We start from the raw sequence: 23,872 nt of genomic DNA, 5'->3' as shown, positions 1-23,872 counted from the left end.
ACGGCCGGGATCATGACACGTCCGGCGCCGGACTTTCAGCCACCTCGGTCGCGGCCGCCGCGGCGGCCCCGGCCGCCGCGGCGGGCGCGGCCACCCGAAGGGCGCCCCCCCCCCCCCGCCGCCCCCCCCCCCCCCCCGCGGCCGCGGCTGCGGTCGCGGCCTCGATCTCGGCTTCGGCCCGCTCGGTCAGTGTCCGCCACGCCGCCGCGGCGGCCCGCTGCTCGGCCTGCTTCTTGCTGCGGCCCTCGGACCCGCCGTACCGCTCGCCGGCGACCACCACCCAGGCGGTGAACGTCTTCGCGTGGTCCGGGCCGGAGTCCTCGATCTCGTAGTCCGGCACACCCAGCCCCAGCGCCGCGGTCAGCTCCTGAAGGCTGGTCTTCCAGTCCAGCGCCGCTCCGCGCCCGGCCGACTCGGCCATCAGCGGGTCGAACAGCCGGTGGATCACCTCGCCGGCGAGTTCCAGGCCGTGCTCCAGGTAGATCGCGCCGAGCAGAGCCTCGAGCGTGTCGGCGAGGATGCTCGCCTTGTCCCGGCCGCCGGTGGTCTCCTCGCCCTTGCCGAGCAGCAGGTGCGGGCCAAGACCCTCCGGGCCGAGGCCGCGGGCCACGTCGGCGAGGGCGTGCATGTTGACCACGCTGGCCCGCAGCTTCGCGAGCTGGCCCTCGGGCAGGTCCGGGTGGTTGTGGAAGAGCGCCGAGGTGATCACCACGCCGAGCACCGAGTCGCCGAGGAACTCCAGCCGCTCGTTGGTGGGCAGGCCGCCGTTCTCGTAGGCGTACGACCGGTGGGTCAGTGCCCGTTCCAGCAGCTCCGGCGCGAACGGCACACCGAACGCCTCCTCGAGGGGCGCGGTGGACGGGCGGCGACGCTTGTCAATCATGGGATACCTCGCTGTACCTCAGGAGATCGGCGATGGCCGCGACCGAGGCGCGGCGATGCAGGTCGGCCGCGAAGCCGATGCCCGCGGCTAGGTCCGGGCCGGTGGCGGCGCCATGGCACACCACGACCGTGCCGCCGACCCCGAGCAGCAGCGCCGCCCGGGGTGGCAGATCGGTGTCGGGGGCGGGCGGGCCGGCCAGGGCGTACCCGGTTTCCAGGCCCTTGAGCAGTACGTTGCCGGTGAACCCGTCGGTCACCACGACGTCGGCGGCACTGCCGAGGACGACGTCGTTGCCCTCCACCAGGCCGATGTAGCGGGCGGCGGCGGGCAGCGGCAGTTCTTCGAGCAGGGGCGGCAGCGCGCGGCGCAGGCGGTCGCCCTTGCCGGGCTCGCTGCCGATGGTGAGCAGGCCCACGCGGGGCTCGGTGACGCCGTTCACGACCGAGGCGTACGCGGCACCGAGGCGCGCGTGCACGGCCAGGGTCGCCGCGTCCGGATCGACGGTCGAGCCGACGTCGAGCAGGACGAGCCGGCCGGCCGCGGTGGGCAGGATGGCGGCTAGCGCGGGACGGCGTACGCCCGGCCAGCGGCCCAGCTCGCGAGCCGCGGCGAGAACCGTGACGGCGGTGTCCCCGGCCGAGACGAGGGCGTCGGCGTGTCCCTGCGCGATCGCCCGTACCGCGTTGCGGACGGTGTCGGCCGGCGTGATCGCTGTCGTGATCCGCTGCCGGTCGGCCGGGTCCAGGGCAGCGAGAACCGCGTCGGCGGCATCAGCCGGGCCGACGAGAGTCAGGTGCAGGGACGGATCGGCCTGGCAGGCACGCAGAGCGCCGTCAACCACGACGTCGGGAGCTTGGTCCCCGCCGAGGAGGTCGACGGCGATCCGCGCGGTGCCAGGCTCCCCGACAGTCCGTTGTCCGGGAGCCGTGGCACCGATGGTTCGCCACCGCTCAGGAGCGACCCGCCCGATGATCGGGCGCGTCACGCGGCGGCGTCAGACCTCGAGGACCTGACGGCCGTTGTAGGTGCCACAGACCGAGCAAGCGGCGTGCGGCAGCTTCGGCGACTTGCACTGGGGGCACGCCGCGGTGATCACCGCGGTCGCCTTCCAGTTCGCCCGGCGCGAGCGGGTGTTGCTGCGCGACATCTTGCGCTTGGGGACGGCCACGGTTCCTACTCCTCGTTTGCTTTTTTCGGGTGTGGCGGCGAAGCCGCCTCTGAAGGCCCAGTCAAATTGCGCAAAGCGGCCCAGCGGGGATCGACGTCCTCATGGCTGTGATCAGCCGGGAGGTTGTCGAAGTGCACCCCGCAGTCGGGGCACAGCCCTGGGCAATCCGGCCGGCAGAGCGGGTTGGTCGGCAGGGTCAGCACTACCGCGTCCCGAACCGCCGGCTCCAGGTCGATCAGGTCGCCCTGCATCCGGCCCACCTCGTCCTCGTCAGTCGTCTCCTCGGTGGTGCTGTCCGCGTAGGCGAACAGCTCCGCGAGGGAGACCTCGAACGACTTGCCGATCTCGTTGAGGCAACGCCCGCACTCGCCGGAGAGCGAGCCGCGCACGGTGCCGCTGACGTACACCCCCTCGGAGACCGACGTCAGGCTCAGATCGAGCTCGAGGTCGGAACCCTCGGGGACCGAGATCAGCTCCAGGCCGAGGTCCGCCGGCGCCGGGACCACCCGATTCAGGGCACGCGTCGCACCAGGCTGCCGGGGGAGTTTCGTCGTGTCGACGACCAGCGGCTGCCTGGGGTCCAGGTGACTCTGCGGTGACTTTGGCATAGTGAACTCTCAGCCATAGGTAGGCCGACGGAAAACATTACCTGAGCTTGTCGGACGCCGTCGAATCGCCCTCTCAGAACGGGAGCGGGCGCTCGCTGTCCTCGCCCTGGAACGTCCCGATCTCGCGCAGGGCGTGCATCTTGTCCCGCCCGCGCTCGATCGAGGCCAGCGCACGGGTCAGGAACTGCTCGAAGTTCGCCAGGGCGGTGTCGACGTAGTCGTCGACCTCCTCACGCAGGCGCTGCGCCTCGGTACGCGCCTCGGCGATGATCCGGGCGCCCTCGTGCTCGGCGGACACCGTGATCTCGTTCACCGAGACCAGCCGGGCGTGTTCCGTCTCACCCTCGCTGACGATCCGGTCCGCCTCCCGGCGCCCGGCCTCGATGATCCGGTCCCGCTCCTCCAGGACGGCAGCCGCCTTACGCAGTTCCGATGGGAGCGCGGCGCGGAGGTCCTCGAGTTTTTCGATCATGTGATCCCGGTCGATCATCACGTTCGTCCGCGACATCGGCACGGAGCGCGCTTCGTGCACGAGGTCGATGATCTCGTCGATGCCGTCGAGCGGATCCACCGGCGCCTCACTCCCGTCGTCCATCCAACCGCCCCGCCCACTCAGCGTGGTGCGATCACGTTACTGCGTCACCGCCGTGCCAGTTTCCGGCACGCCGGTACGCCTTAGCTCTGCTTCAGGCGGCTGATCAGGCGGTCGAGAACCGGGTCCGGCAGGTACGCGGACGCGTCGCCGCCCCATTTGACGACGTCCTTGACCAGGCTCGACGAGAGGAACGAGTAGAGCGGATTGGTCGGCATGAACAGCGTCTCCACACCGGACAGGCCGATGTTCATCTGCGCCATCTGCAACTCGTAATCGAAGTCGCTCACCGCGCGGAGGCCCTTGACGACCACGGCGGCACCCTGGTCGCGGCAGAAGTCGACCAGCAGGCCGTGGAAGGCCGCGACCCGCACGTTGTCGTACTGCGCGGTCGCCTCGCCCAGCATCTCGATGCGTTCCTCGATGGTGAACAGCCCGACCTTCGACTGGTTGATGAGGACCCCGATGATCACCTCGTCGAAGAGCCGGCTGGCCCGTCCGATGATGTCGAGGTGCCCGTTGGTGACCGGGTCGAAGGATCCTGGACACACCGCTCGTCTCATGATCGGCGACCGTACCAAAGTGTGGTCTCGCCGTAACGCCGGGTGCGTTCGCCGATGAGGCCGTCCACCCAGCTCAACGGCCCGGAACGGGTGGACCGCTCGAAAATCACCACGGCGTCCGGCGCCAGCCAGCCGTTGGCCACCAGCTCCTCCTGCACGGTGTCGACCTCGTCGGCGCCCAGCGCGTACGGCGGGTCGGCGAAAACCACGTCGTACGGGCCGCCGGCGGGTGGGTCGGCGAGGGTCGGCAGCACCTTGCCGGTCACCAGCCGGGTGGCCGGGCCGACGCGGAGAGCGACGATGTTGTCCCGGATGATCCGCGCCGCCTTCGCGTCCGATTCGACCAGAAGCGCGTGGCACGCACCCCGGGACAACGCCTCCAGGCCGACCGCGCCGGATCCGGCATAAAGGTCTGCGAACCGGGCGTCCGACAGGTCGGTCATCGTCTCCAGCGAGCTGAAGAACGCCTCCCGGACGCGATCCGATGTGGGCCGGGTGTGCGCACCGGACGGTGCGGACAGACGCCGGCCGCCGTGCGCACCCGCGATAATCCTGGTCATCACAGGGGACGCTACTTCACCACTGGGACCAAGCCACCTTCGCGTGAACATTTCCCTCGTCGTAGGCACTACGCGCAACGGTACCGTTCCGTTCGGTACAGCGAAGATCTCAGATTGGTATCAAGAGCCTTAGCGAGCGCTGAGACGTTTCTTTGATGTTGGGAACTGGCTAGGGTCGGGCACCGTTGCGTGCGACCACGAGTCGCTCGCTGGACGACGTGGGGAGGCGTCGTCGCGGGCATCGCATCCGTCCAACAGCGACGCCCGCCGCTTCCTCGCGCCCCGACACCCCCTTTCACAGGAGTAGGCGTGAACCTGTCTAAATCCCCGCTCCGTCGCGTGGCCGGTATGGCCGCCGGCGCTGTCCTCGGCCTCGCCGGGATCGCGGTGGCCGCCTCGCCCGCGTACGCCACCGACGCCGTCATCGGAAAGTCGGTGGACTGCGACAAGGCCACCGGCGAATGGGTCGTCGACTGGACGGTCAAGGGCAACGCCCCCGAGGGCGTGAACAAGTTCCGTTTCACCGAGGTCAAGTCCGAGATCGGCTTCCCGGTGGAGCCGACGACGCTGGCCGAGTACACGGTGACCGAGGACTTCAAGCACCCGACCAACGAGGACATTAAGGCGCGGCAGCGCATCGCCGGCGACAAGAACCTCGCCCGGCTGGCCGTCAAGGTCGAGTTCGACAACAAGCACGCGGTCGATGCGTCGAACACCGTGAACTTCGAGGGCAAGTGCGAGAAGAAGACGGAGCCGAGCACCCCGAGCAGCTCGTCGCCGGCTCCCGAGCCCAGCACCCCCGGCTCCGCCTCGCCGACGCCGAGTGAGACCCCGGGCCTGCCGGACGACGTGCCGGGCGAGCCGGAGGCGATCTTCGAGGTCACCTGCGACACCATGACCGTCGGGTTCGACAACCCCGCCGACGGCTTCCCGCTCGACCTGCGCTACGAGACGAGCAAGGGCGAGGTCCGCGAGGTCACCGTCGCTCCGGGCGAGTCGAAGAGCGAGACCTTCAGCGCCACCGAAGGCTTCTCCATCGACCTCACCATCTCCGTCACGGCCGAGGGCGAGACCTTCTCCGAGACCGTGAACCTGGCCTACCCGCAGCCGGCCGACTGTGAGGACGGCGAAGGTGGCGGCCTGCCCGTCACCGGTGCCGCCGCGGGTGGCATCGCCGGCGGTGCCGCGGCGCTGCTGGCCGCGGGTGGCGTGCTCTTCTTCCTGGCTCGTCGCCGGAAGGTGAAGTTCACCGCCTGATAGGCAAAGCACCACGAGGGCGCGTCGACCGGTCAGCGGTCGGCGCGCCCTTTCCATGGGGCGAACGACCCGTCCGCCTGCGGCGGGAAGTCATGCGCGGCGATGACGGCGGTGACCGGCAGGCGGCCGTAGATGTGCGGGAACTGCCGCCCGTCCGGCTCCGGCGGGCTGCCGTCCTCCCAGACCACCAGCTCGGGAAGAACGGTCTCGTCGATCTCCAGCAGGAGCAGGTCGGTCCGGCCGCGGAACCGCAGCGTCGCCGGCACGTGCACCCAGTCCGCCGGGGAGCAGTGGATGAACCCTTCGGTGGCGAGAGTGTCCCCCTCGTACCATCCGGTCTCTTCGGCCTTGGCCCACGCATCGCGCGGGCAGATGTGCGTGATCAACCCTTCTCCAGGTACTCGGCGCGTTCCTCGTCGACCAGCGCGGCCACCGAAGCGGCCAGGGCGGGATGACGGGAGAGGTCGGGGTCGTCGCCGATCAGCTCGGACGCCTCGGTCCGGGCTTCCTTGATCAGCTTCTCGTCGCGGAGCAGCGACAGCAGCCGCAGATGCGAGTGCTTGCCGGACTGCGACGCGCCCAGCACGTCACCCTCCCGGCGCTGCTCCAGGTCGATCTCGGAGAGCTTGAAACCGTCCGTGGTCGAGGCCACCGCGTCCAGCCGCTCCCGGGCCGCGGAACCCTCCGCCGACTCGGTGTGCAGCAGACAGATGCCGGGCGCCGAACCACGGCCCACCCGCCCGCGCAGCTGGTGCAGCTGCGACACCCCGAACCGGTCGGCGTCCAGGATCAGCATCACCGTCGAGTTGGGCACGTCCACGCCGACCTCGATCACCGTGGTCGCCACCAGCACGTCCAGGTCACCGGCGGCGAACCGGCGCATCACCGCGTCCTTCTCGTCCGGTGGCATCTTGCCGTGCAGCATCTCGATCCGCAGACCGGTCAGGTACTCGTTCCGCAGCAGCGGCAGGACCTCGGTCACGGCCAGCGGCGGGCGGCGGCCGGGTTCGTCGTCCGTGGGCGGGGACTCCTCGTCGTCCCCGATCCGCGGACACACCACGTACGCCTGGTGGCCGGCCCGTACCTCCTCCTGGATCCGCTTCCACGCCCGATCCAGATAGGCCGGCTTGTCCAGCGCCGGGACCACGTGCGAGGCGATCGGCGAGCGGCCGCGCGGCAACTGCGACAGAACGGACGTCTCCAGGTCGCCGTAGACCGTCATCGCCACCGTGCGCGGAATCGGCGTCGCCGTCATCACCAGCACGTGCGGCGGCCGGGCGGCCTTGGCACGCAACGCGTCCCGCTGCTCCACCCCGAACCGGTGCTGCTCGTCGACCACCACCAGGCCGAGATCCTTGAAGTCGACCCCCTCGTACAGCAGGGCGTGCGTGCCGACCACGATGCCGGCGGTGCCGTCGGCGGCCTTGGCCAGCGCGGCCCGCCGCGCCGCCGCACCGAGCGAGCCGGTGACCAGGGTGAGCTGCGTGCCCTCCGGGTCGCCGTCCAGCTCGCCGGCCCGGCCGAGAGCGCCCAGCTGGGCACTGATCCCGCGGAAATGCTGGGTGGCGAGGACCTCGGTCGGGGCGAGCAGGGCGGCCTGCCCACCGGCGTCGACGACCTGCAGCATCGCGCGTACCGAAACCAGGGTTTTTCCGGAACCGACCTCGCCCTGAAGGAGCCGGTGCATCGGATGCGGCCGGGCAAGATCCGCCGCGATCTCCTCGCCCACCGCACGCTGACCTTCGGTCAGCTCATACGGCAGCCCGGCGTCGAACTTCGCCAGCAACCCGGCCTCGGCACGCGGCCGCGCGGTGCCGGGCGCCGCGGCCGCACGTGCCCGGCGTTGCACAAGCGTCAGCTGTACGGCGAAAGCCTCGTCCCACTTCAGCCGGTACTTCGCCCGGTACAACGCCTCCTCGGAGCTCGGCCGGTGGATCTCCCTCAGGGCCGTGCCGATGCCCACCAGGTTCCGTTTCGCCCGGGTCTCGGCCGGCAACGGATCTGCCGGCGGCTCGAACGTGTCCAGCAGCGTCCGCACACACTTCGCGATCACCCAGGTCGGCACGGCCTGCGCGGCCGGATAGACCGGGATCAGCGCACCGGCGAACTCCTCGATCTCGGCGGCCGCGTCGTCCTGCGTCGCGTCGGCGCTGAGCAGCTGGTACGCCGGGCCGTTCAACTGCCGCTTGCCGCGGAACTCGGTCACCTTGCCGGCGAACAGGCCCCACACGCCCTTGCGCAGCTCCCGCTCCCGCCACGCCTGATTGAAGAACGTGCAGGTCAGCGTCGCGCCGGTGCCGTCGCCGATGGTCACCTCGAGCATATTGCCCCGGCGGGCCCGCATCGGCTTCACGTTGATCCCCTGCACCTGGGCCAGCACGGTGGCCTGCTCGTCCACCTCCAGGCGGCGCAGATCGGTGTGCTCACCACGCTCGTCGTAGCGCCGGGGGAAGTGGTAGATCAGATCACCGGCGGTGTGCAGGTCGAGATGTGTCTCGAGGGCTTTGGCGGTCTTGGCGCCGAGCACCTTGGTCAACGGTGTGTCGGTCGTGGTCATTCGACTCCTGCCAGCAGGTGGTACCGGGGCTGACCGCCGGCGTAGCACTGCAACTCGATGAACGGCCAGGTCCGGTGCGCGTGGCCACGCAGGTCGGTCTCCAGCTCGGCCGGCGCGTCCGCGCCCAGCACCAGGGTGACCAGCTCGCCGCCACCGCCGAGCATGCGGTCCAGCAGCCGCCGGCTCACATCGGCCAGGTCCGCGCCGATGACGTGCACCTCGCCGTCGACCAGGCCGAGCAGATCGCCCTGCCGGCACGGCCCGGCGACGGTGAGCGCGTCCCGCTGCGCGGTGCAGACCTCCCCGTAGCGGCAGGCGCCGGCGGCCTCGGCCATCGCGATCACGTCGTCGGCGAACGGGCGCTGGGTGTCCCGGACGGCGAGCGCGGCCAGCGCCTGAACCGGTGAACGGGTGGGCACGACGCTCACCTTCACTCCCGCCGCGATCGCCTCACGGGCCGCCGAGGAGGCGACCGCATGGGTGTTGGCGTCGTTGGGCAGCAGCACGACGCAGTCGGCGCCGGTGGCGTTGATGGCGGCGAGCAGCTCGGCGGTCGACGGGTTCCGGTCGACGACGGTGGCGCCCTCGCCCTCGAACAGCGCGGTGAGTCCCTCGCCCGCGGCGACCACCACGGCGGCCCGCACATCGGCGCCGGGCCGGCGCTCCTCCAGCTGGGTGACCCGGATCTGGTACGGGCGACCGGCGGCGATCCCGGCCTCGATCGCGGGGCCGATGTCGGTGACGTGCACGTGGACGTTCCAGGTCGGGGGGTCGCCGTCGCCGGTGCCGACGATCACCAGCGAATCGCCTAGGTCGTCGAGTGTGCGGCGCAGCTGGGAGATGGTTTGGGGTGTGGCGTCCAGCAGGTACTGCACCTCAAAGCCGAGCCCGGCACAGCCGTCGTCGTCGGTTGTGGCGTGGTTGTGGCCGTCATCGGGTGGCGGTAGGAGCAGGCCGTCCGTCAGGCGGACGCCGCGTCCCGGCGCGGCTCGCCTGTCACGGCCGCTGACGCCGTCCGCGCGATCGGCCCGGTCACCGTCTTCGCCGCCGGCTAGATCCGGCCTGGCTCGCCCGTCACGGCCGCCGACGCGATCGGCCCGGTCGCCGTCCTCGCTGCTGCCTGGAGCCGGCCCGTGCCCGTCACGGCCGCCGTCTTCGCTGCTGCCTAAGGCCGGCCTGGCGTGCCCGTCACGGCCGCCGTCTTCGCTGCTGCCTAAGGCCGGCCTGGTGTGCCCGTCACGGCCGCTGACGCTGGTTGGGCTGGCCTCCTCGGCGATGGCGGCGACGAGGGCGTCCAGGAGCAGGCAGAGGCCGCGGCCGCCGGCGTCGACCACCCCGGCTCTGGCCAGGACGGGGAGCTGCTGCGGCGTGCGCTCCAGTGCCTCGGACGCGGCCCGCGCGGCCGCACGTGCCACCGTGACCAGATTGTCGGACTTGATGCGGCCGGCGCCCTCGGCGGCGGCCGCCACCACCGAGAGGACGGTGCCCTCCACCGGGCGGGCCACCGCCGCATAGGCGGCGTCGGTCGCGGTCCGCAAGGCCCGGGCCAGCTCGCCACCGCGCACCGCGACCGCGGTGGCGAAGGTGTCGGCCATCCCACGCAGGATCTGCGACACGATGACCCCGGAGTTGCCCCGGGCACCGAGCAACGCCCCGCGGGCCATCCGGCGCATCAGCCGGCCCACGGCCGTGTCGGCCGTCTCGTCCTGCTCCAGCGCCTCCTGTGCGGCGGTGAGCGTGAGAACGAGGTTGGTGCCGGTGTCACCGTCGGGCACCGGGTAGACGTTCAGGTCGTCGATCTCGCGCTGATGTGCCCGCAACGCTTCGAGCCCACCACCGCACCAACGGCGTACCGCAGCGGCATCGAGGGTCTCCAGCACGCGAAAATCGTACTAACGACCCCCGACAAACGCGTGCTACGCACCCTGACCGGGGGCGATTGGCTGTCCCGCCCTGGGATCGGGTAACCTTGCCGGGTTGCCTGGGCGATGCTTCCCTGGGCGCCTCCAGTTTTCTGGATCAGGTCAGTTTTTTCGTATCAAACCCAGGAGTATCCCGTGGCTAGCGTGTGCGACGTCTGTGGCAAGGGACCGGGCTTCGGCCACAACGTGTCCCACTCGCACCGGCGGACCAACCGCCGCTGGAACCCGAACATCCAGTCGGTGCGCACCCCGGCCGGTGGCGGGACCACCAAGAAGCTCAAGGTCTGCACCTCGTGCATCAAGGCCGGCAAGGTCGCCCGCGCCTGACCTGAGCCTCGAGATCTGACGAGCAGCCGCCGAACCCTCGGGTCCGGCGGCTGCTTGCCGTCCAGCCCGCCGCGGTGAGAGCCGTGGTCAGCTGACGCAGCACCTCCGCCGGTTCCGACCGGATCGCCCAGGCCGGGAAGCGGAGCACCCGGTCACCGGCGATCCAGAGCGCGTTCTGCCGGCTCATGTCCGCCCACCACTGCCGGGCGTCCAGGTGCAGGGCGCCGTCGATCTCGACGTGGACGCCGTACCCGGTGAAGTAGGCATCCAGATAGCGGCGCCGGCCGGCGCCGTCGCGCCGTTCCGTCTGGAGCTTCGGTTCCGGCAGTCCACCCATCCGGCAGAGCCGCCGGAACTCCATCTCCGGTACGGAGTGCGCGCCCGCGGCAGCTTCGGACACCGCCTCGACGATCACCGCCCGCCGCCGCACCCGTGGCATGCCGGCCAGGACGGAAGTCATCTCCTCCTCCCTGACCAGCCGCTGCTGGAAGCCCGCGGCCAGGATCGCCCGCGCCTGCCGGTCACTGCGGGCCCACTGCGCGGCGTCGACGAGCGAACGGGCCGGCCTGGTCCCGGGCGGGTCACCGGTGCGATGCACGTCGGCTGAGCGCAAGTTCGAGGTGCGGTGAGCAACGACACCACGGGGTGGGCTGCGCGGCGTCACCCGGGCCGGCACCAGGACATGCACCACCTCGGTCGGAAACCCCCGCAAGCCCACCGTCTCCAGCGCGGACAGGCCGCCGAGCAACGCCGGCCGGCCCGCGACGGTGCCGAGAACCGCAACCCAGCGGTGCTGCGGGCGGTCGAGCGGCCCGGAGTGAGCGACGTAGACACCCCGGTGTGGCGCCTGCCACCGGTTCGAGGCGATACGTCGTTCGATGGCGCTCGACGAGAGCGACTGGAGGGCTTGAGGGCGGCTGATCACCGCGTGCTGTCGCTCCAGCAACTGCTCCAATTGCGCCGCCTTGTCTGCCATCCCTCGATCCTGGCCATCCGCAGCACTCCAGCGCCGCCCCTGTGGATAACCCTGTGCACGAGGCCATGCGTCGATGCGGCACAGCCATCCACCGCACCGCCGTCCGCGGGAAGCGGGCGCCCCGCACGCCACTTGATCACGTGCGCGCCATGCGGCCGTGTCACTTGTCACAGGCCAATGTCGCACGGCGTCGCACCCGAGATCTTGTGCGTCTCGCCCTGGATTTCCGGGGCATAGCGCACAAGGTCCGCAGGAATCCCAGCGATTAGGGCGAGACGAAGGAGTCCAGGAATACGAAGCACCCGGATATGACGGGCGGTCCCACCGTTAACAAGATCTAAAGGTCAACAGGCAAAGCGGTGACAAGGGCTTGGAAGCGGGCGCAAAACGGGAGCGGTCCGCCGGACAGCGGGCACCGAACGACGCGAAAGAGTCGGCGACGCAGGAGCGGGCGCATGACGACGTAAGCGAGAACAGCGGATCAGAGGGCCTTGGCGTAGGAAAGCACCCCAACATGCCCCGCATAAAACCCGAAATCCTCGATCCGCTCATACCCGGCCGACTCGTACAGGGCGATCGCCTCCGGCTGGCGGTTGCCCGTTTCCAGAATGACCCGCTTACAGCCGGCCTCCCGCGCCGACTGCTCGACCGCGGCCAGCATGCGGCGGGCCACGCCCCGGCCGCGGGCTGCAGCCACCGTGAACATGCGCTTGAGTTCGGCGTCGCCACCGTGTCGGCGCCAGCCCGCGCTCGCGATCAGCCGGCCGTCGGAGATGGCTACCAGGAAGGCGCCGTTCGGCGGGGTGAAGTCGGCTGCCGTGAGCGGGGTGTCGTCGCCGGTGCCGCCGCCGTACCGGGCGGAGAGGTCGGCCAGGTTCTCGGCGACGAGCGCCTGGACGGCCGGCGAGGCGAAGTCGGCCGATTCGATCTTGATCGCGTGCACGGGGAGAGCCTAGAACCTCTAGCGGAAGTGGTCCCAGCCCAGGCCTCCGCCGGTCCACGGCTTGCGGTCGACGGTGACTCCGGTGCCGTCGTGCACGGCGCCGATGACCTGCCAGCCCTCGGGAAGTGACACGCCGGGCGGGAAGGTGGCCGCCAGCGGATGGTCGTCGCCGCCGGCGAGGATCCACTGGTACGGGTCGACCCCCAGCGCGTTGGCCGCGTCCCGCATCTGGTCCGGCACGTCGAAGGCGTCGCTGTGCACGTCGATCCCGACGACGCTGGCGGTCGCGACGTGGCCGAGGTCCTGGAGCAGCCCGTCCGACACGTCGATCATCGAGGTGGCGCCGAGGCGGGCCGCTTCCGGGCCGGCGGCGTACCGGACGGCCGGCCGGCGGTACGCCTCCACCAGCAGTTTCGGCGTCCGGAACCCACGGGAGAGAACGGTGAGGCCCGCGGCCGCGTACCCGATCCGGCCGGAAAGAGCGAGAATGTCGCCGGGCTGGGCCCCGTCGCGCCGGACCGGCGCCGCGCCACCCAGGTCTCCCAGTGCGGTGACCGCGATCGTCAGGGTCGGGCTGGCCGACATGTCGCCGCCGACCACCGAGGCCCCGACCAGGCCGGCCTCGTCGCTGAGCCCGTCGGCGAGGCCTTCCACCCAGGTCGGGTCGGTTCCGGTGGGTACGCAGAGCGCCACCAGCAGCGCGGTAGGAGTCGCACCCATGGCGACGATGTCGGCGAGGTTGGCCGCCGCGGCCCGGTGGCCGATGTCGGCCGGCCCGCACCAGTCGCGCCGGAAGTGCCGTCCTTCGACCAGGACGTCGGTGGAGGCCACCACCCGCCCGTCGGCTGCTCGCACCACGGCGGCGTCGTCGCCGGGGCCGAGCAGGGTAGCGGGGCCGGAGCCGAGCCGGGAGATGATTCGGCCGATCAAGCCGAATTCACCGGCCTCTGCGATGCTCACGTCTAAGTCCTTCGATGGTGGCGTCCCGCTGCGGGGCGGCTTCGTACGGTAGTTTCACGATCGGGGATCACCGGCGGTGGCGGATAGGAGTCGATCGTGGTCCAGGCATACATCCTCATTCAAACGGAGGTCGGTAAGGCCCGTGACGTGGCCGCCGCGATCGAGAAGATATCGGGGGTGGTCCGGGTTGACGCCGTGACCGGGCCGTACGACGTCGTGGTGCTGACCGAGGCGCACACCGTCGACGAGCTCGGCGGGCTCATTGTGAGCAAAGTCCAGTACGTGCCGGGCATCACGAGGACGCTCACCTGCTCCGTGGTAAACCTCTGACATGGTGAATGTCGACACCCCGAAGACCGAGCCACAGCAGCCGGATCGGACCAACCGGGTCGCCGCGCTATGGGCGACCGCGGTGGCCGTACCGGTTGCTTTGATCGTGGGTGTCGTGGCTTTCCTGTCCATCCAACCGGAAAAAACCGAAGAACCGGACAAAAAGCCAATACCTAACACTGCCGTGCAGATGGCGGCGCCGAAACTCGACGAACGCGCCGCGCAGGTCTGCCTCGCCGTGACGAGTCAGCTGCCGCTGAAGGTGCGGGATCTGCCGGCCCGCAAGGTGAGCGCCGGGCCGGAGCAGAACGCGGCCTACGGTGAGCCACCGCTCACCGTCGCGTGCGGCGTGCCGCAGCCGGTCATGTGCGAGTCGCTGGAGGACACCAGGCCGGGCTGCGTGCCGCTGGACACCGAGCTGCTCATCATGAACCGGGTCTGCTGGTACCCGAAGCCCGGCGACGGATCGGCCACCCTCACCACGATGGACCGTGAGGTCCCGGTCCAGGTGACCGTCCCAGCGGCGTACGAGAACCCGGCTCAGTGGGCCAACGAGTTCTCCGACACGATCGTGAAGACCGTGAAGTCGACGACCGACGGCCTGCCCAGCGGCTGCAAGATCGGTTAGTGCAGGCCCGTGCCGCGGTGCAGCGCGGTACGGATCAGCCGGTCCACGACCTTCGGGTACTCCAGCCCGGTGGCCGCCCACATCTGCGGGAACATCGAGGTCGGCGTCATCCCCGGCATCGTGTTGATCTCGTTCAGGAAGATCTCGCCGTCGGCCGTCACGAAGAAGTCGACGCGGGCCAGACCGGCGCAGTCCAGCGCGGTGAAGGTGCGCAGGGCGTACTCCTGGACGCGCTTGGTCACCTCCGCAGAGAGCGCGGCGGGGATCGTGTAGCGGCTGCCCACCAGGTACTTCGTCTCGAAGTCGTACCAGTCGGCGTCGTCCACGTGGATCTCGGCGAGCAGGGACGCCGAAGGCGCGCCGCCGTTCTCCCCCTCGAGCACCCCGCACTCGATCTCGCGGCCCACGATCGCGGCCTCGACCAGAACCTTCGGGTCGATCTGCCGGGCGGTGGCGATGGCCGCGTCCAGGTCGGCCCAGTCGGTGACCTTGGTGATGCCGGTGGACGACCCGGCCCGGGACGGCTTCACGAAGACCGGCAGCCCGAGCCGCTCCTTGTCCGCTTCGGAGAGCGAGACGCCGGCGCGCAACACGACGTACGGCCCGACCGGGATGCCCTCGACCGCCGCCAGCTTCTTGGTGAACTCCTTGTCCATGGCCGCCGCCGAGGCGAAGACGTTCGCACCCACGTACGGAATCCCGGCCATCTCCAGCATCCCCTGGATGGTGCCGTCCTCGCCGTAGGCACCGTGCAGCACCGGGAAGACCACGTCGACACCGGCCAGCTCCGACATGCCCTCGGCCGGGTCCCGGACGAGCAGTTCCCCGGCTCCGAGGACCACCGAGTTACCGGACGAGGCGGTGATCTCCGGCAGACGCGTGCCGGAGATGGCGAGCTGAGCGGGGTCACCCGCGGCGAGGACCCAGCGACCCTCACGGGTGATTCCGACCGGAACCGCCTCGTACTGATCCGGGTCCAGCGCACCGAGGATGGCGCCCGCACTCACGCAGGAAATGGCGTGCTCAGTGCTGCGACCACCGAACACGATCGCGACACGAGTCTTCCGGGGGGTCGTCACTCTTCTCTGTGCCTCTCGCTAGCGGGCATGCCGGGGGTGACCCTACTCTGCGTAAGCCAGATATGGGATCCGCGTCGGGCCACCGCAGGGCAGGGGAGACGAACAGTTCATGGCACCAGCACTCCACGTGATCGCCGGTCCCGGTCCGGGCCAGTTGGCCACGATGGCCCACTCCCGCGAGGAGCCTTGGTCGCCGCAGCAGCTGGGCGCGCTCGCCCGCGCGGGCGTGCAGGTGCTGGTCTCCACCGCGGAGCCGGCTCCGGAGACAGCCGGGATGGAACTGGTGCCGCTGCCCGCCGCCACCGGCGACGATCTGCGAGCCGAGGCCGGCCAGTTGGTCGCCCTCGCCACCCGCCTGGCGCGCGAGGTGCGCGCGGGCCGCTTCGTGGTCACCCAGTCGGCCGGTGACGTCGGCCGGTCCACCCTGCTGGCGGTCATGACCTTGACCCTGCTCGGCATCCGCCCGGGCGAGGCCCTGCGCCGCATCGGCGGCGAGCCCGGCGCCGACGTACCGCGGGACTGGCTGCACGACTTCGTCGCCGCCCACGCCTGAGCTACTCACGCTCACCAGCGCGCCGCGAGGCAGCACGCCTTTCACAACCCGGCATCGGTACGCGTCACCGCCGAACCCGCCGAATCCGCCCCGTCCCGCCGTGCCCCGGCGGCCGTCTGCCAGTCCGGGCCGAAGCGCCCGTTCCGGCCGCCGCGCCTGCCGCGTCAGGCGGTGAAGGTCTGCGGGAGAGCGCCACGCTCCCAGAGCTCGTCCAGATGGGCGAGGAACGCGGTGAGGCTGCGCTCCAGCTCCCGGCGCTCGGCGACGGGCAGGGCGGCCAGCGGGTCCGAGAAGATCAGGCCCTCCGGGTGCCGGGCCCTGGTCCCGACGAACTTGTCGCAGCCGCCGCACCACACGTAGCTGACCAGAGTGGGGCGGCGGGCGTTCTCCGGCGCGGTGAAGTACGCGCGCAGCCGCCGTTCCCCGCAGGCCGGGCAGTCCCGCTCCCCTGGCGCGGCGAAGAAGCTGTCGCCCTGGGTCAGCGCCGCGATCTCGTCGGCGTCGAAGGTGTTCCAGCTCGTCATACGGAAGAGTCCAGCGCGGCGGTGAGGTCGGCCAGCAGGTCGCTGGTGTCCTCGATGCCGCAGGAGAACCGGACGAACCCGGGTGACGTGTCGTCGCCCCACTGGGCGCGGCGGTCGGCGGTGGTGTGCACGCCACCGAACGAGGTAGCGGCGAAGACCAGTTTCGCCTCGGTGAGGAACCGGGCCACCCGCTCGGCCGAGCCGAGGTCGAACGAGACCACACCCGGGACGCGCCGCATCTGCGCCGACGCGATCGGGTACGACGGGTCGGACGGCAGCCCCGGCCACCGCACCCCGGAGACGTCGTCGCGGGCCAGCAGGAACTCGGCGACCGCCGCCGCGTTCGCGCTCTGCCGGGCCAGCCGCAGGTCGAGTGTGGCAATCGATCGGTGCGCCAGCCAGCAGTCGAACGCGCCGGGTACGCCGCCGGTCTGCTTGCGCCACGTCTCGACCTTGCCGAGCAGCTCCGGGTCGCCGGCGCTGACGTAGCCGAGCAGCACGTCCGAGTGCCCGGTCAGCGCCTTGGTGCCGGACGCCACCACCAGGTCCGCCCCGAGCGCGAGCGGGTTCTGCCCGAGCGGGGTGGCGGTGGTGTTGTCGACCGCCACCAGCGCACCGGCCTCGTGCGCGGCCGCGGCGATCGCCCGCACGTCGCAGACGTCCAGTCCCGGGTTGGCCGGGGTCTCCAGCAGCACCAGCCGTACCCCGGTGAGGTCCGGGTACGGTCCGGCCGTCGGCACCAGGACGGTCTTCACGCCCAGGTCACGCAGGGTTCCTTCGGCGAACGCCCGTACCGTGAAATAGCCGTCCGCCGGAAGCGCGACCGTGTCGCCGGTGCGCAGCACCGAGAGCAGCAGCGCGGTGATCGCCGCCTGCCCGCTGGCGAAGACCAGCGTCGGCGCGCCCTCCAGGGCGCCGATCGCCGCCTCCAGCGCGCGCCGGGTGGGGTGTTCGGTCCGGGCGTACCCGTTCTCCCCCGGCCCGGTCGCCGGGTCGAGGTGGTAGGGCGCCGCGAAGACCGGTCCGGGCAGGAACGGCTCGCCGACGACGGGCTCGGGCAGGCCGGCGTGCACCGCGCGGGTGCCGTCGGAGTAGCTGGTCACTCGGGTTTCATCTCTCTAGTCATCAACAGTTTCACCGCGACCCGCGGGTCCACACCCTCGTGGCAGACCCGTTCCACCTGTTCGACGATCGGCATCTCGACGCCGCGCGAACGGGCCAGGTCGCGGATGGAGAGGCAGCTCTTCACGCCCTCGGCGGTCTGCCGGGTGGCGATCTGCGCCTGCTCCAAAGTCTCGCCGCGGCCCAGGTGCTCACCGAAGGTGCGGTTCCGGGCGAGCGGCGAGGAGCAGGAGGCGACCAGGTCGCCGAGGCCGGCCAGGCCGGCGAAGGTGAGCGGGTCGGCGCCGAGCGCCACCCCGAGCCGGGCGGTCTCGGCGAGACCGCGGGTGATCAGCGAGGCCCGGGTGTTGTCGCCCAGACCGATCGAGATCGCCATCCCGTACGCCAGCGCGATCACGTTCTTGGTCGCGCCGCCGAGCTCGCAGCCGATCACGTCGTCGCTGGTGTACGGCCGGAAGTACGGCGTGGCGAGCGCGTGCTGCACCTGTTTGGCGCGGCTCTCGTCGACGCAGGCGACCACGGTCGCGGTGGGCTGCTCGGCAGCGATCTCGGGTGCCAGGTTCGGCCCGGAGACGACCACGACCCGTTCCGGCGCGACGCCGGCGGTCTCGGTGATCACCTCGCTCATCCGTTTCAGGGTGCCGAGCTCGATCCCCTTCATCAGCGAGACGACCGTGGCGTCGGACGGGAAGTGGCCGGCCCAGTCCGCCAGGTTGCCCCGCAGCGTCTGCGACGGCACGGCGATGGCGATCAGCTCGGCGCCGGCGACCGCTTCGGCGAGGTCGGTGGTGGCGGTGACGCTGTCCGCCAGCCGTACGCCCGGAAGCGATCCCTCGTTGCCGCGCCGTTCCCGGATCTCCGCGGCGATCACCTCGCGCCGTGCCCACATGGTCACGTGCGATCCGGCGTCGCCGAGCACCTTGGCGAACGCCGTGCCCCACGCGCCGGATCCGATGACGGCCGCCCTCATGACGCGTCCTCCGAGGTCGAGGCCCGCCGGACGGGCCGTTCGTAGAGCGCCGGCGCTTCGCCGTCGCGGATCTCGCCGAGCAGGTCCCGTACATCCAGCATGATCGCCTCGGTCATCTCGTCGAGTACCGCCCGGGTCGGCTCGACGCCGGCCCAGCGGCGGAGGTCGACCGGCGGGCCGGCCGTCACCGTGACGTGCGTGCGGCGCAACCTGAGCCGGTTGGTACGCGGATCGAAGATCTCCTGCGCACCCCAGTTCGCGATCGGCACCACCGGTGCGCCGGTGAGCAGCGCGAGCCGGGCGGCGCCGGTCTTGCCCCGCATCGGCCACAGATCGGGGTGCTTGGTGGTGGTGCCCTCCGGATAGATCACCACCGCGCCGCCCTCGCGGAGTGCCTCGATCAGGCTGTCCAACGACTTCACCGCATCCACACTGCCCCGTTCGACCGGGATCTGCCGCGTCTTGTTCAGGAGGAACCCGATCACCGGCACCTTCCAGACGCTGGCCTTGCCGAGGAAGCGCGGCCAGCGGCCGGACCGGTAGATGTAGTGCGCGATGACCAACGGGTCGAAGTGCGAGACGTGGTTCGGGACGAGGATCACACCGCCGGTGGCGGGGATCCGCTCGTGGTGGAGCCAGGTCTTCTTGGTCAGCACGGTCATGACGGGAAGCACCAGCATCACCGCGACACGCTGCCAGAATCCGAGCTTGAGCTGTGCCACGGCTTCCCCCGTCCCTCGATCGGCGACGTCTCCCGGCCGCACAACGTTCACCTGCGACGAAATCATGCCCGCTCCGGCCGGGGCGTACCAGGCAGGGGTGCGCGAAGAAACGCTGGCAGACTGGCGGGGTGTTGCGGAAGTGGACGGCGGTGATCCCGGTCAAGAGGCTGCACGCGGCCAAGACGCGGCTGCGGGGTGCCGTGCCGGTGGATCGTCATCCGGAGCTGGCCCTGGCCATGGTGCGGGACACCGTCACGGCGGTGCTGGGCTCCTCCGTGGTGGCGGACCTGGTGGTCGTCACGGACGATCCGGCGGTCTCCGCGGCGGTCCGTGACCTCGGTGCCCGGGTGGCGCCGGACCCGGGCGCGGGGCTGAACGCCGCCATGCGGTACGGCGCGGACGAGGTGGCCGGCCTGTCCGCGTACCGGGTGGTGCTCGCCGGTGATCTGCCGGCGCTGCGTCCGGAGCACCTGGACGACGTGCTCGGGCGGGTCGCCGGCCGCAGTTTCGTGCCGGACGCCGCGGGCATCGGCACCGTCCTGCTCGCCGCGCCGCCGCGGGCCGTCCTCGATCCCCGGTTCGGCGGGCCCTCCGCCGCGGCGCACGCGGCCTCCGGAGCGACTCCGCTCGCCGGGGACTGGCCGGGTCTGCGGCAGGACGTGGACACCGCGGCGGACCTGGACACGGTTCTCACTCTGGGCGCCGGACGGCGTACCTGCGGGCTGCTGCGTGATCTCGGACTCACCGCGGAGTGCGCGCCGGCCGCCTGAGCCCGGTACCGTGCGCGTTATGCAGGGCACCATCGCCACCTTCGACCCGGACACCCGCAGCGGCACGCTGCTCCTCGACGACGGCTCTGAACTGGCGTTCGGTTCGGACGCTTTCGACCGCTCCGGGCTGCGCCTGTTGCGGCTCGGCCAGCGCGTCACCGTGGAGCCGGACAGCTCCGGTACGGTCCGCCGGGTGTTGATTCCCGGAATCGCCTGAACTCATAGTCCAGTAGTTCGTTTCACGTTTCGGCGGAAGCGGCAAGAATGGGCTCATGCCAACCCCGCCCCGGACCCCCGAGACCCGTAGGCGTGGCCCGAACGGCCGCTTCCTCCCCCGGCCGGAGCCCGCAGAACCGCAACCGGCCGAGCCGGCCGAGCCGGCCGAGGCCACCGCGCTCCTGGAAACCGAGGCGGTGTCCGAGGAGCAGGCTTATGAGCTGCCCGAGGGCCGGTTCCTGAATCGCGAGCTCTCCTGGCTCGATTTCAACGCGCGGGTGCTGGCGCTGGCCGAGGATCCGGGCACCCCGCTGCTGGAGCGGGCGAAATTCCTGGCCATCTTCGCCAGCAATCTCGACGAGTTCTTCATGGTCCGGGTGGCCGGTCTGAAACGGCGGCTCAGCGCCGGCCTGCCGGTCCGCGGCGGCGACCGGTCCCCGCTGCGGCACCAGCTCGAGATGATCACCGAACGGACCGCGGATCTGGTCACCCGGCACGCCGCCTGCTTCGCCGACGAGGTCCGGCCGAAACTGGCCGCGGAGAGCATCGAACTGGTCAGCTGGAAGGAACTGAACGCGCCCGAGCAGGGCCGGCTGCGGACCTACTTCCGCGAGCAGGTCTTCCCGGTGCTGACGCCGCTCGCGGTCGACCCGGCGCACCCGTTCCCGTACATCTCCAGCCGCTCGCTGAACCTCGCGGTGGCGCTGCGCTATCCGGACGGCGACAACCCGGAGCTCTTCGCCCGGGTGAAGGTGCCGAACAACGTGCCCCGTTTCGTGACCGTGCAGAACGACGGCCGCGGGGTGCGGTTCCTGCCGGTCGAGGAGCTCATCGCGAACCACCTGGACCAGCTCTTCCCGGGGATGCAGATCCTGGAGTGGCACCTGTTCCGGGTGACCCGCAACGCCGAGCTGGAGGTGGACGAGGACCGCGACGAGGACCTGCTCCAGGCCCTCGAGCGGGAGCTGGCGCAGCGCCGGTTCGGCCCGCCGGTCCGGCTCGAGGTGGCCGCCTCGATCAGCGACCACGTGCTCGACCTGCTGGTACGCGAGCTCGACATGGACAGCCACGACGTACTGCGGGTGCCGGGCATCCTCGACCTGTCGTCGCTGTGGCAGGTGTTCGGCGACTGCGACCGGGACGACCTGAAAGACCGCCCTTTCGTCCCGGCGACCCACCCGCACCTGGCGGACGGCGAGGTGCCACGCAGCGTGTTCAACCGGCTGCGCGAGTCGGACATCCTGGTGCACCACCCGTACCACTCGTTCTCGACGAGTGTGCAGCGCTTCATCGAGCAGGCCGCGGCCGACCCGAACGTGCTGGCCATCAAGCAGACGCTGTACCGCACGTCCGGTGACTCACCCATCGTGGACGCTCTGGTCGACGCGGCGGCCGCGGGCAAGCAGGTGGTCGTCCTGGTCGAGGTGAAGGCGCGCTTCGACGAGGTGGCGAACATCGCCTGGGCGCGCACCCTGGAGCGGGCCGGCTGCCACGTCGTCTACGGCCTGGTCGGTCTGAAGACGCACTGCAAGACGTCGCTGGTGGTGCGCCAGGAGGGCAACCAGATCCGGCGCTACTGCCACATCGGCACCGGCAACTACCACCCGAAGACCGCCCGGCTGTACGAGGACTTCGGCATGCTGACCGCCGATCCGGAGGTGGGCGCCGACGTCACCGACCTGTTCAACGTGCTCACCGGGTACAGCCGGCAGACCACCTACCGGCGGCTGCTGGTGGCGCCGCACGGCGTACGCCGGGGTCTGGTCGAGCGGATCGAGGAGCAGGCCCGCATCGCCCGCGGGGGCGGCGAGGCCCTGGTCCAGTTCAAGGTGAACTCACTTGTCGACGAGCAGACCATCGACGCGCTCTACAAGGCCTCCCAGGACGGGGTGAAAGTCGACCTGGTGATCCGGGGAATGTGCGCGTTGCGGCCGGGTGTGAAGGGTATGTCGGAGAACATCCGCGTGCGGTCGATCGTCGGCCGGTTCCTGGAGCACTCCCGGATCTTCAGGTTCGGTCCCGGCGCCGACGCGGAGTACTGGATGGGCTCCGCCGACCTGATGCATCGCAACCTGGACCGCCGGGTCGAGGCACTGGTCAAGGTGACGCTCACCTCGGCCCGTGAGGAGATGCGCAACGTGCTCGAACTGTCGATGAGCGATCAGACCGAGGGCTGGGACCTGGACGGCGAGGGAGTCTGGCACCGCAACGTCGGTACCACCTCCAGTCCGCAGGTTCACCTTCAGGAGGCTCTGCTGCGGCGGGTCATCGGCAAGAGAAGCTGATGTCCGACCCGGTGCTGGCCGCGGGCGGCGTGCTCTACCGCCCCGGCGACAACGGCGTCGAGGTGTGCCTGGTGCACCGCCCGCGGTACGACGACTGGAGCCTGCCCAAGGGGACGTTCGAACCGGACGAGGGCGCGCTGGCCGCCGCCGTACGGGAGGTCGCCGAGGAGACCGGGGTGGCCGGGATCCCCGAGGTGTGCCTGCCCGAGGTGGCGTACACACTGCCGAACGGGCGCCCGAAGACCGTACGGTTCTGGCTGATGCGGGCCGGCGCCTCGGGTCCGGTCCAGGACACCCGGGAGGTCGACCGGATCGCCTGGCTGCCGCCGGCCGAGGCCGCGGAGCGGTTGAGCTACCCGGACGAGCGGCCGCTGCTCGACCGGTTCGCCGCGCTGCCACCGGTGACCGCGGTGGTGGCACTGGTCCGGCACGCGCATGCCGGGGAGCGCAAGAAGTGGGCCGGCCCGGACCGGCTGCGCCCGATCGATCCGGTCGGGCACCGGCAGGCCGGCCGGATCGCCGCGGCGCTGACCTCGTTCCGGCCGCGCCACCTGATAGCCGCGCCGCCGCTGCGGTGCAAGCAGACCCTGGAGCCGCTCGCCAAGGCGCTGGACGACATGCCGATCGTGCTGGACGGCGCCTTCGCCGAACCGTCCGACGCGGCGGACCTGACGGCCCGGTTGACCATGGCTCAGGCCCGGCTGACGCAGCTGCGTACGGACGAGCGGGTGGTGGTGTGCAGTCAGGGCAAGGTGATCCCGCCGCTGCTGGCGCTGCTGCACGGCGTCGAGGACGACGAGCCGTTCAAGACCCGCAAGGGCGACGGCTGGCTGCTCACCTGGTCCGGCGAGCGACTGTTGGACGCCTCGCGCCTGTGACCGGGCGCGGTGCGGGGTCGGCCCGCCAGTAGCCGAGCAGGTCGCCGGTGAGCCAGCGGGCCTGCCACTGCTCGTCCGGGCGCGGTTCCCAGTCCCGGTACGGCAGCAGCGCGAGCCGCCAGCTGAGCACCCCGGCCAGGTACCACCCGTACAGCGGGACGGCTCCGAGCCAGCCGTCCCGCCGCCGGTACGAGCTCCACGGCGCGTAGCCGGTGACGGCCAGCCCGGACCAGCCGCAGGTGATCAGCCAGTCCAGCACCGGCCGGCCGGTGTGTTGCTCGGCCAGGTCGCCGAACGTCCACCCGGGTACCACCGCGAGGGCGAACAGCGCCGCCGCGATGGTGGCCCGGGCCACCAGGCCGCGCGGCATCGGTCTGCGTTCCATGCCCGGACGGTAGGACGGCCCGGGCCGGTCGCGCCGGGACACCGAAAAGGCGTCCACCGTACGGGTGGACGCCTTTTACTGTTCGGTTCGGCCG

Annotated in this window: 28 protein-coding genes; 9 read left to right on the top strand and 19 right to left on the bottom strand. The window is 71.0% G+C overall.

Translation table 11 applies throughout. The features are described from left to right. Nucleotides 1-10: 10 nt before the first annotated feature. The 7 genes from rnc to rsmD form a co-directional block, all read right to left on the bottom strand. Complete coding sequence (rnc, locus tag I4J89_RS11235; protein WP_230858666.1) at nucleotides 11-883, bottom strand: ribonuclease III; 873 nt, start codon at nucleotides 881-883, stop codon at nucleotides 11-13. Next, the gene (locus I4J89_RS11230; RefSeq protein WP_309238266.1) at nucleotides 876-1,820 is read right to left on the bottom strand and encodes a phosphate acyltransferase PlsX; all 945 of its coding nucleotides are present in this window, start codon (nucleotides 1,818-1,820) and stop codon (nucleotides 876-878) included. The genes rnc and I4J89_RS11230 overlap by 8 nt, the downstream gene beginning before the upstream one ends. 57 nt (nucleotides 1,821-1,877) lie before the next feature. Beyond that, the gene (gene rpmF / locus I4J89_RS11225) at nucleotides 1,878-2,051 is read right to left on the bottom strand and encodes a 50S ribosomal protein L32 (RefSeq protein ID WP_196413810.1); all 174 of its coding nucleotides are present in this window, start codon (nucleotides 2,049-2,051) and stop codon (nucleotides 1,878-1,880) included. A gap of 5 nt (nucleotides 2,052-2,056) precedes the next feature. Continuing rightward, nucleotides 2,057-2,659, bottom strand: a complete 603-nt coding sequence (locus I4J89_RS11220) for a YceD family protein (RefSeq protein ID WP_196413809.1) — start codon at nucleotides 2,657-2,659, stop codon at nucleotides 2,057-2,059. 73 nt (nucleotides 2,660-2,732) lie between these two features. Beyond that, complete coding sequence (locus I4J89_RS11215; protein WP_196413900.1) at nucleotides 2,733-3,230, bottom strand: ATP synthase subunit B family protein; 498 nt, start codon at nucleotides 3,228-3,230, stop codon at nucleotides 2,733-2,735. A gap of 104 nt (nucleotides 3,231-3,334) precedes the next feature. Further along, entirely contained in the window at nucleotides 3,335-3,814 is a 480-nt protein-coding gene (gene coaD, locus I4J89_RS11210) for a pantetheine-phosphate adenylyltransferase (protein WP_196413808.1), read from the bottom strand. Further along, a complete protein-coding gene (rsmD, locus tag I4J89_RS11205) occupies nucleotides 3,811-4,374 on the bottom strand; it encodes a 16S rRNA (guanine(966)-N(2))-methyltransferase RsmD (protein ID WP_196413807.1) in 564 nt (187 codons plus the stop codon). The genes coaD and rsmD overlap by 4 nt, the downstream gene beginning before the upstream one ends. A gap of 309 nt (nucleotides 4,375-4,683) precedes the next feature. On the opposite strand from rsmD, the gene I4J89_RS11200 reads away from it, so the two are divergent. Further along, complete coding sequence (locus tag I4J89_RS11200) at nucleotides 4,684-5,631, top strand: hypothetical protein (protein ID WP_196413806.1); 948 nt, start codon at nucleotides 4,684-4,686, stop codon at nucleotides 5,629-5,631. A 32-nt stretch (nucleotides 5,632-5,663) separates the two neighbouring features. Here I4J89_RS11200 and I4J89_RS11195 read toward each other — a convergent pair whose 3' ends face one another. The 3 genes from I4J89_RS11195 to I4J89_RS11185 are packed head-to-tail and all read right to left on the bottom strand — an operon-like array spanning nucleotide 5,664 to nucleotide 10,068. Continuing rightward, nucleotides 5,664-6,017, bottom strand: a complete 354-nt coding sequence (locus I4J89_RS11195) for a DUF952 domain-containing protein (protein ID WP_196413805.1) — start codon at nucleotides 6,015-6,017, stop codon at nucleotides 5,664-5,666. Continuing rightward, nucleotides 6,014-8,188 (bottom strand): ATP-dependent DNA helicase RecG, encoded by a 2,175-nt coding sequence (recG, locus tag I4J89_RS11190; protein WP_196413804.1) that lies wholly within the window; start codon nucleotides 8,186-8,188, stop codon nucleotides 6,014-6,016. The genes I4J89_RS11195 and recG overlap by 4 nt, the downstream gene beginning before the upstream one ends. Next, nucleotides 8,185-10,068 carry a DAK2 domain-containing protein gene (locus I4J89_RS11185; RefSeq protein WP_196413803.1) on the bottom strand — a complete coding sequence of 628 codons (1,884 nt, stop codon included), beginning with the start codon at nucleotides 10,066-10,068 and terminating at the stop codon, nucleotides 8,185-8,187. The genes recG and I4J89_RS11185 overlap by 4 nt, the downstream gene beginning before the upstream one ends. A 177-nt stretch (nucleotides 10,069-10,245) precedes the next feature. Between I4J89_RS11185 and rpmB the strand changes: the two genes are divergently transcribed. Next, on the top strand, nucleotides 10,246-10,437 hold the full coding sequence (gene rpmB, locus I4J89_RS11180) for a 50S ribosomal protein L28 (RefSeq protein WP_093401721.1): 192 nt from the start codon (nucleotides 10,246-10,248) through the stop codon (nucleotides 10,435-10,437). Here the strand turns inward: rpmB and I4J89_RS11175 are convergent. The 3 genes from I4J89_RS11175 to I4J89_RS11165 all read right to left on the bottom strand — a co-directional run bounded on the left by I4J89_RS11175 (nucleotide 10,409) and on the right by I4J89_RS11165 (nucleotide 13,316). Then, nucleotides 10,409-11,413 (bottom strand): PDDEXK family nuclease, encoded by a 1,005-nt coding sequence (locus I4J89_RS11175; RefSeq protein WP_196413802.1) that lies wholly within the window; start codon nucleotides 11,411-11,413, stop codon nucleotides 10,409-10,411. The genes rpmB and I4J89_RS11175 overlap by 29 nt on opposite strands. 481 nt (nucleotides 11,414-11,894) lie before the next feature. Then, nucleotides 11,895-12,356: a GNAT family N-acetyltransferase gene (locus I4J89_RS11170; RefSeq protein ID WP_196413801.1), complete on the bottom strand. Its 462-nt coding sequence runs from the start codon at nucleotides 12,354-12,356 to the stop codon at nucleotides 11,895-11,897. Nucleotides 12,357-12,374: 18 nt separating this feature from the next. After that, nucleotides 12,375-13,316: a thiamine-phosphate kinase gene (locus tag I4J89_RS11165; protein ID WP_196413800.1), complete on the bottom strand. Its 942-nt coding sequence runs from the start codon at nucleotides 13,314-13,316 to the stop codon at nucleotides 12,375-12,377. 96 nt (nucleotides 13,317-13,412) lie between these two features. Here I4J89_RS11165 and I4J89_RS11160 point away from each other — a divergent pair, with 96 nt between their 5' ends. Next, entirely contained in the window at nucleotides 13,413-13,646 is a 234-nt protein-coding gene (locus I4J89_RS11160; protein WP_196413799.1) for an Lrp/AsnC ligand binding domain-containing protein, read from the top strand. A 1-nt stretch (nucleotide 13,647) separates the two neighbouring features. After that, the gene (locus tag I4J89_RS11155; RefSeq protein WP_196413798.1) at nucleotides 13,648-14,274 is read left to right on the top strand and encodes a DUF3515 domain-containing protein; all 627 of its coding nucleotides are present in this window, start codon (nucleotides 13,648-13,650) and stop codon (nucleotides 14,272-14,274) included. Here I4J89_RS11155 and I4J89_RS11150 read toward each other — a convergent pair. Then, nucleotides 14,271-15,353: a D-alanine--D-alanine ligase family protein gene (locus I4J89_RS11150; protein ID WP_196413797.1), complete on the bottom strand. Its 1,083-nt coding sequence runs from the start codon at nucleotides 15,351-15,353 to the stop codon at nucleotides 14,271-14,273. The genes I4J89_RS11155 and I4J89_RS11150 overlap by 4 nt on opposite strands. A 109-nt stretch (nucleotides 15,354-15,462) precedes the next feature. Here I4J89_RS11150 and I4J89_RS11145 point away from each other — a divergent pair, with 109 nt between their 5' ends. Then, entirely contained in the window at nucleotides 15,463-15,906 is a 444-nt protein-coding gene (locus I4J89_RS11145; protein WP_196413796.1) for a hypothetical protein, read from the top strand. Between the two features lie 164 nt (nucleotides 15,907-16,070). On the opposite strand, the gene I4J89_RS11140 is transcribed toward I4J89_RS11145, so the two are convergent. The 4 genes from I4J89_RS11140 to I4J89_RS11125 are packed head-to-tail and all read right to left on the bottom strand — an operon-like array spanning nucleotide 16,071 to nucleotide 19,244. Next, nucleotides 16,071-16,430, bottom strand: coding sequence for a hypothetical protein (locus I4J89_RS11140; protein ID WP_196413795.1), 360 nt, complete (start codon nucleotides 16,428-16,430; stop codon nucleotides 16,071-16,073). Beyond that, nucleotides 16,427-17,533, bottom strand: a complete 1,107-nt coding sequence (locus tag I4J89_RS11135) for a cystathionine gamma-lyase (RefSeq protein ID WP_196413794.1) — start codon at nucleotides 17,531-17,533, stop codon at nucleotides 16,427-16,429. Before I4J89_RS11135 ends, I4J89_RS11140 begins: the two co-directional genes overlap by 4 nt. Continuing rightward, nucleotides 17,530-18,522: an NAD(P)H-dependent glycerol-3-phosphate dehydrogenase gene (locus tag I4J89_RS11130; RefSeq protein ID WP_196413793.1), complete on the bottom strand. Its 993-nt coding sequence runs from the start codon at nucleotides 18,520-18,522 to the stop codon at nucleotides 17,530-17,532. The genes I4J89_RS11135 and I4J89_RS11130 overlap by 4 nt, the downstream gene beginning before the upstream one ends. After that, nucleotides 18,519-19,244 carry a lysophospholipid acyltransferase family protein gene (locus I4J89_RS11125; RefSeq protein ID WP_196413792.1) on the bottom strand — a complete coding sequence of 242 codons (726 nt, stop codon included), beginning with the start codon at nucleotides 19,242-19,244 and terminating at the stop codon, nucleotides 18,519-18,521. Before I4J89_RS11125 ends, I4J89_RS11130 begins: the two co-directional genes overlap by 4 nt. A 128-nt stretch (nucleotides 19,245-19,372) precedes the next feature. On the opposite strand from I4J89_RS11125, the gene cofC reads away from it, so the two are divergent. The 4 genes from cofC to I4J89_RS11105 are packed head-to-tail and all read left to right on the top strand — an operon-like array spanning nucleotide 19,373 to nucleotide 23,393. Beyond that, complete coding sequence (gene cofC, locus I4J89_RS11120) at nucleotides 19,373-20,014, top strand: 2-phospho-L-lactate guanylyltransferase (protein WP_196413791.1); 642 nt, start codon at nucleotides 19,373-19,375, stop codon at nucleotides 20,012-20,014. Nucleotides 20,015-20,033: 19 nt separating this feature from the next. Next, nucleotides 20,034-20,231: a cold-shock protein gene (locus tag I4J89_RS11115; protein WP_230858664.1), complete on the top strand. Its 198-nt coding sequence runs from the start codon at nucleotides 20,034-20,036 to the stop codon at nucleotides 20,229-20,231. A gap of 55 nt (nucleotides 20,232-20,286) precedes the next feature. Continuing rightward, nucleotides 20,287-22,515: an RNA degradosome polyphosphate kinase gene (locus I4J89_RS11110; protein WP_196413789.1), complete on the top strand. Its 2,229-nt coding sequence runs from the start codon at nucleotides 20,287-20,289 to the stop codon at nucleotides 22,513-22,515. Further along, nucleotides 22,515-23,393 carry an NUDIX hydrolase gene (locus tag I4J89_RS11105; RefSeq protein ID WP_196413788.1) on the top strand — a complete coding sequence of 293 codons (879 nt, stop codon included), beginning with the start codon at nucleotides 22,515-22,517 and terminating at the stop codon, nucleotides 23,391-23,393. The genes I4J89_RS11110 and I4J89_RS11105 overlap by 1 nt, the downstream gene beginning before the upstream one ends. Here I4J89_RS11105 and I4J89_RS11100 read toward each other — a convergent pair. Continuing rightward, the gene (locus tag I4J89_RS11100; protein WP_196413787.1) at nucleotides 23,350-23,778 is read right to left on the bottom strand and encodes a hypothetical protein; all 429 of its coding nucleotides are present in this window, start codon (nucleotides 23,776-23,778) and stop codon (nucleotides 23,350-23,352) included. The two genes, I4J89_RS11105 and I4J89_RS11100, sit on opposite strands and share 44 nt — an antisense overlap. Nucleotides 23,779-23,872 lie beyond the last annotated feature (94 nt).

This window comes from Actinoplanes aureus, assembly GCF_015704865.1.
In the GTDB taxonomy this organism is placed as follows: Bacteria; Actinomycetota; Actinomycetes; order Mycobacteriales; family Micromonosporaceae; genus Actinoplanes; species Actinoplanes aureus.
Note: the sequence above shows the minus strand (reverse complement) of the source record. Positions and strands in the feature narration are given on the sequence as shown.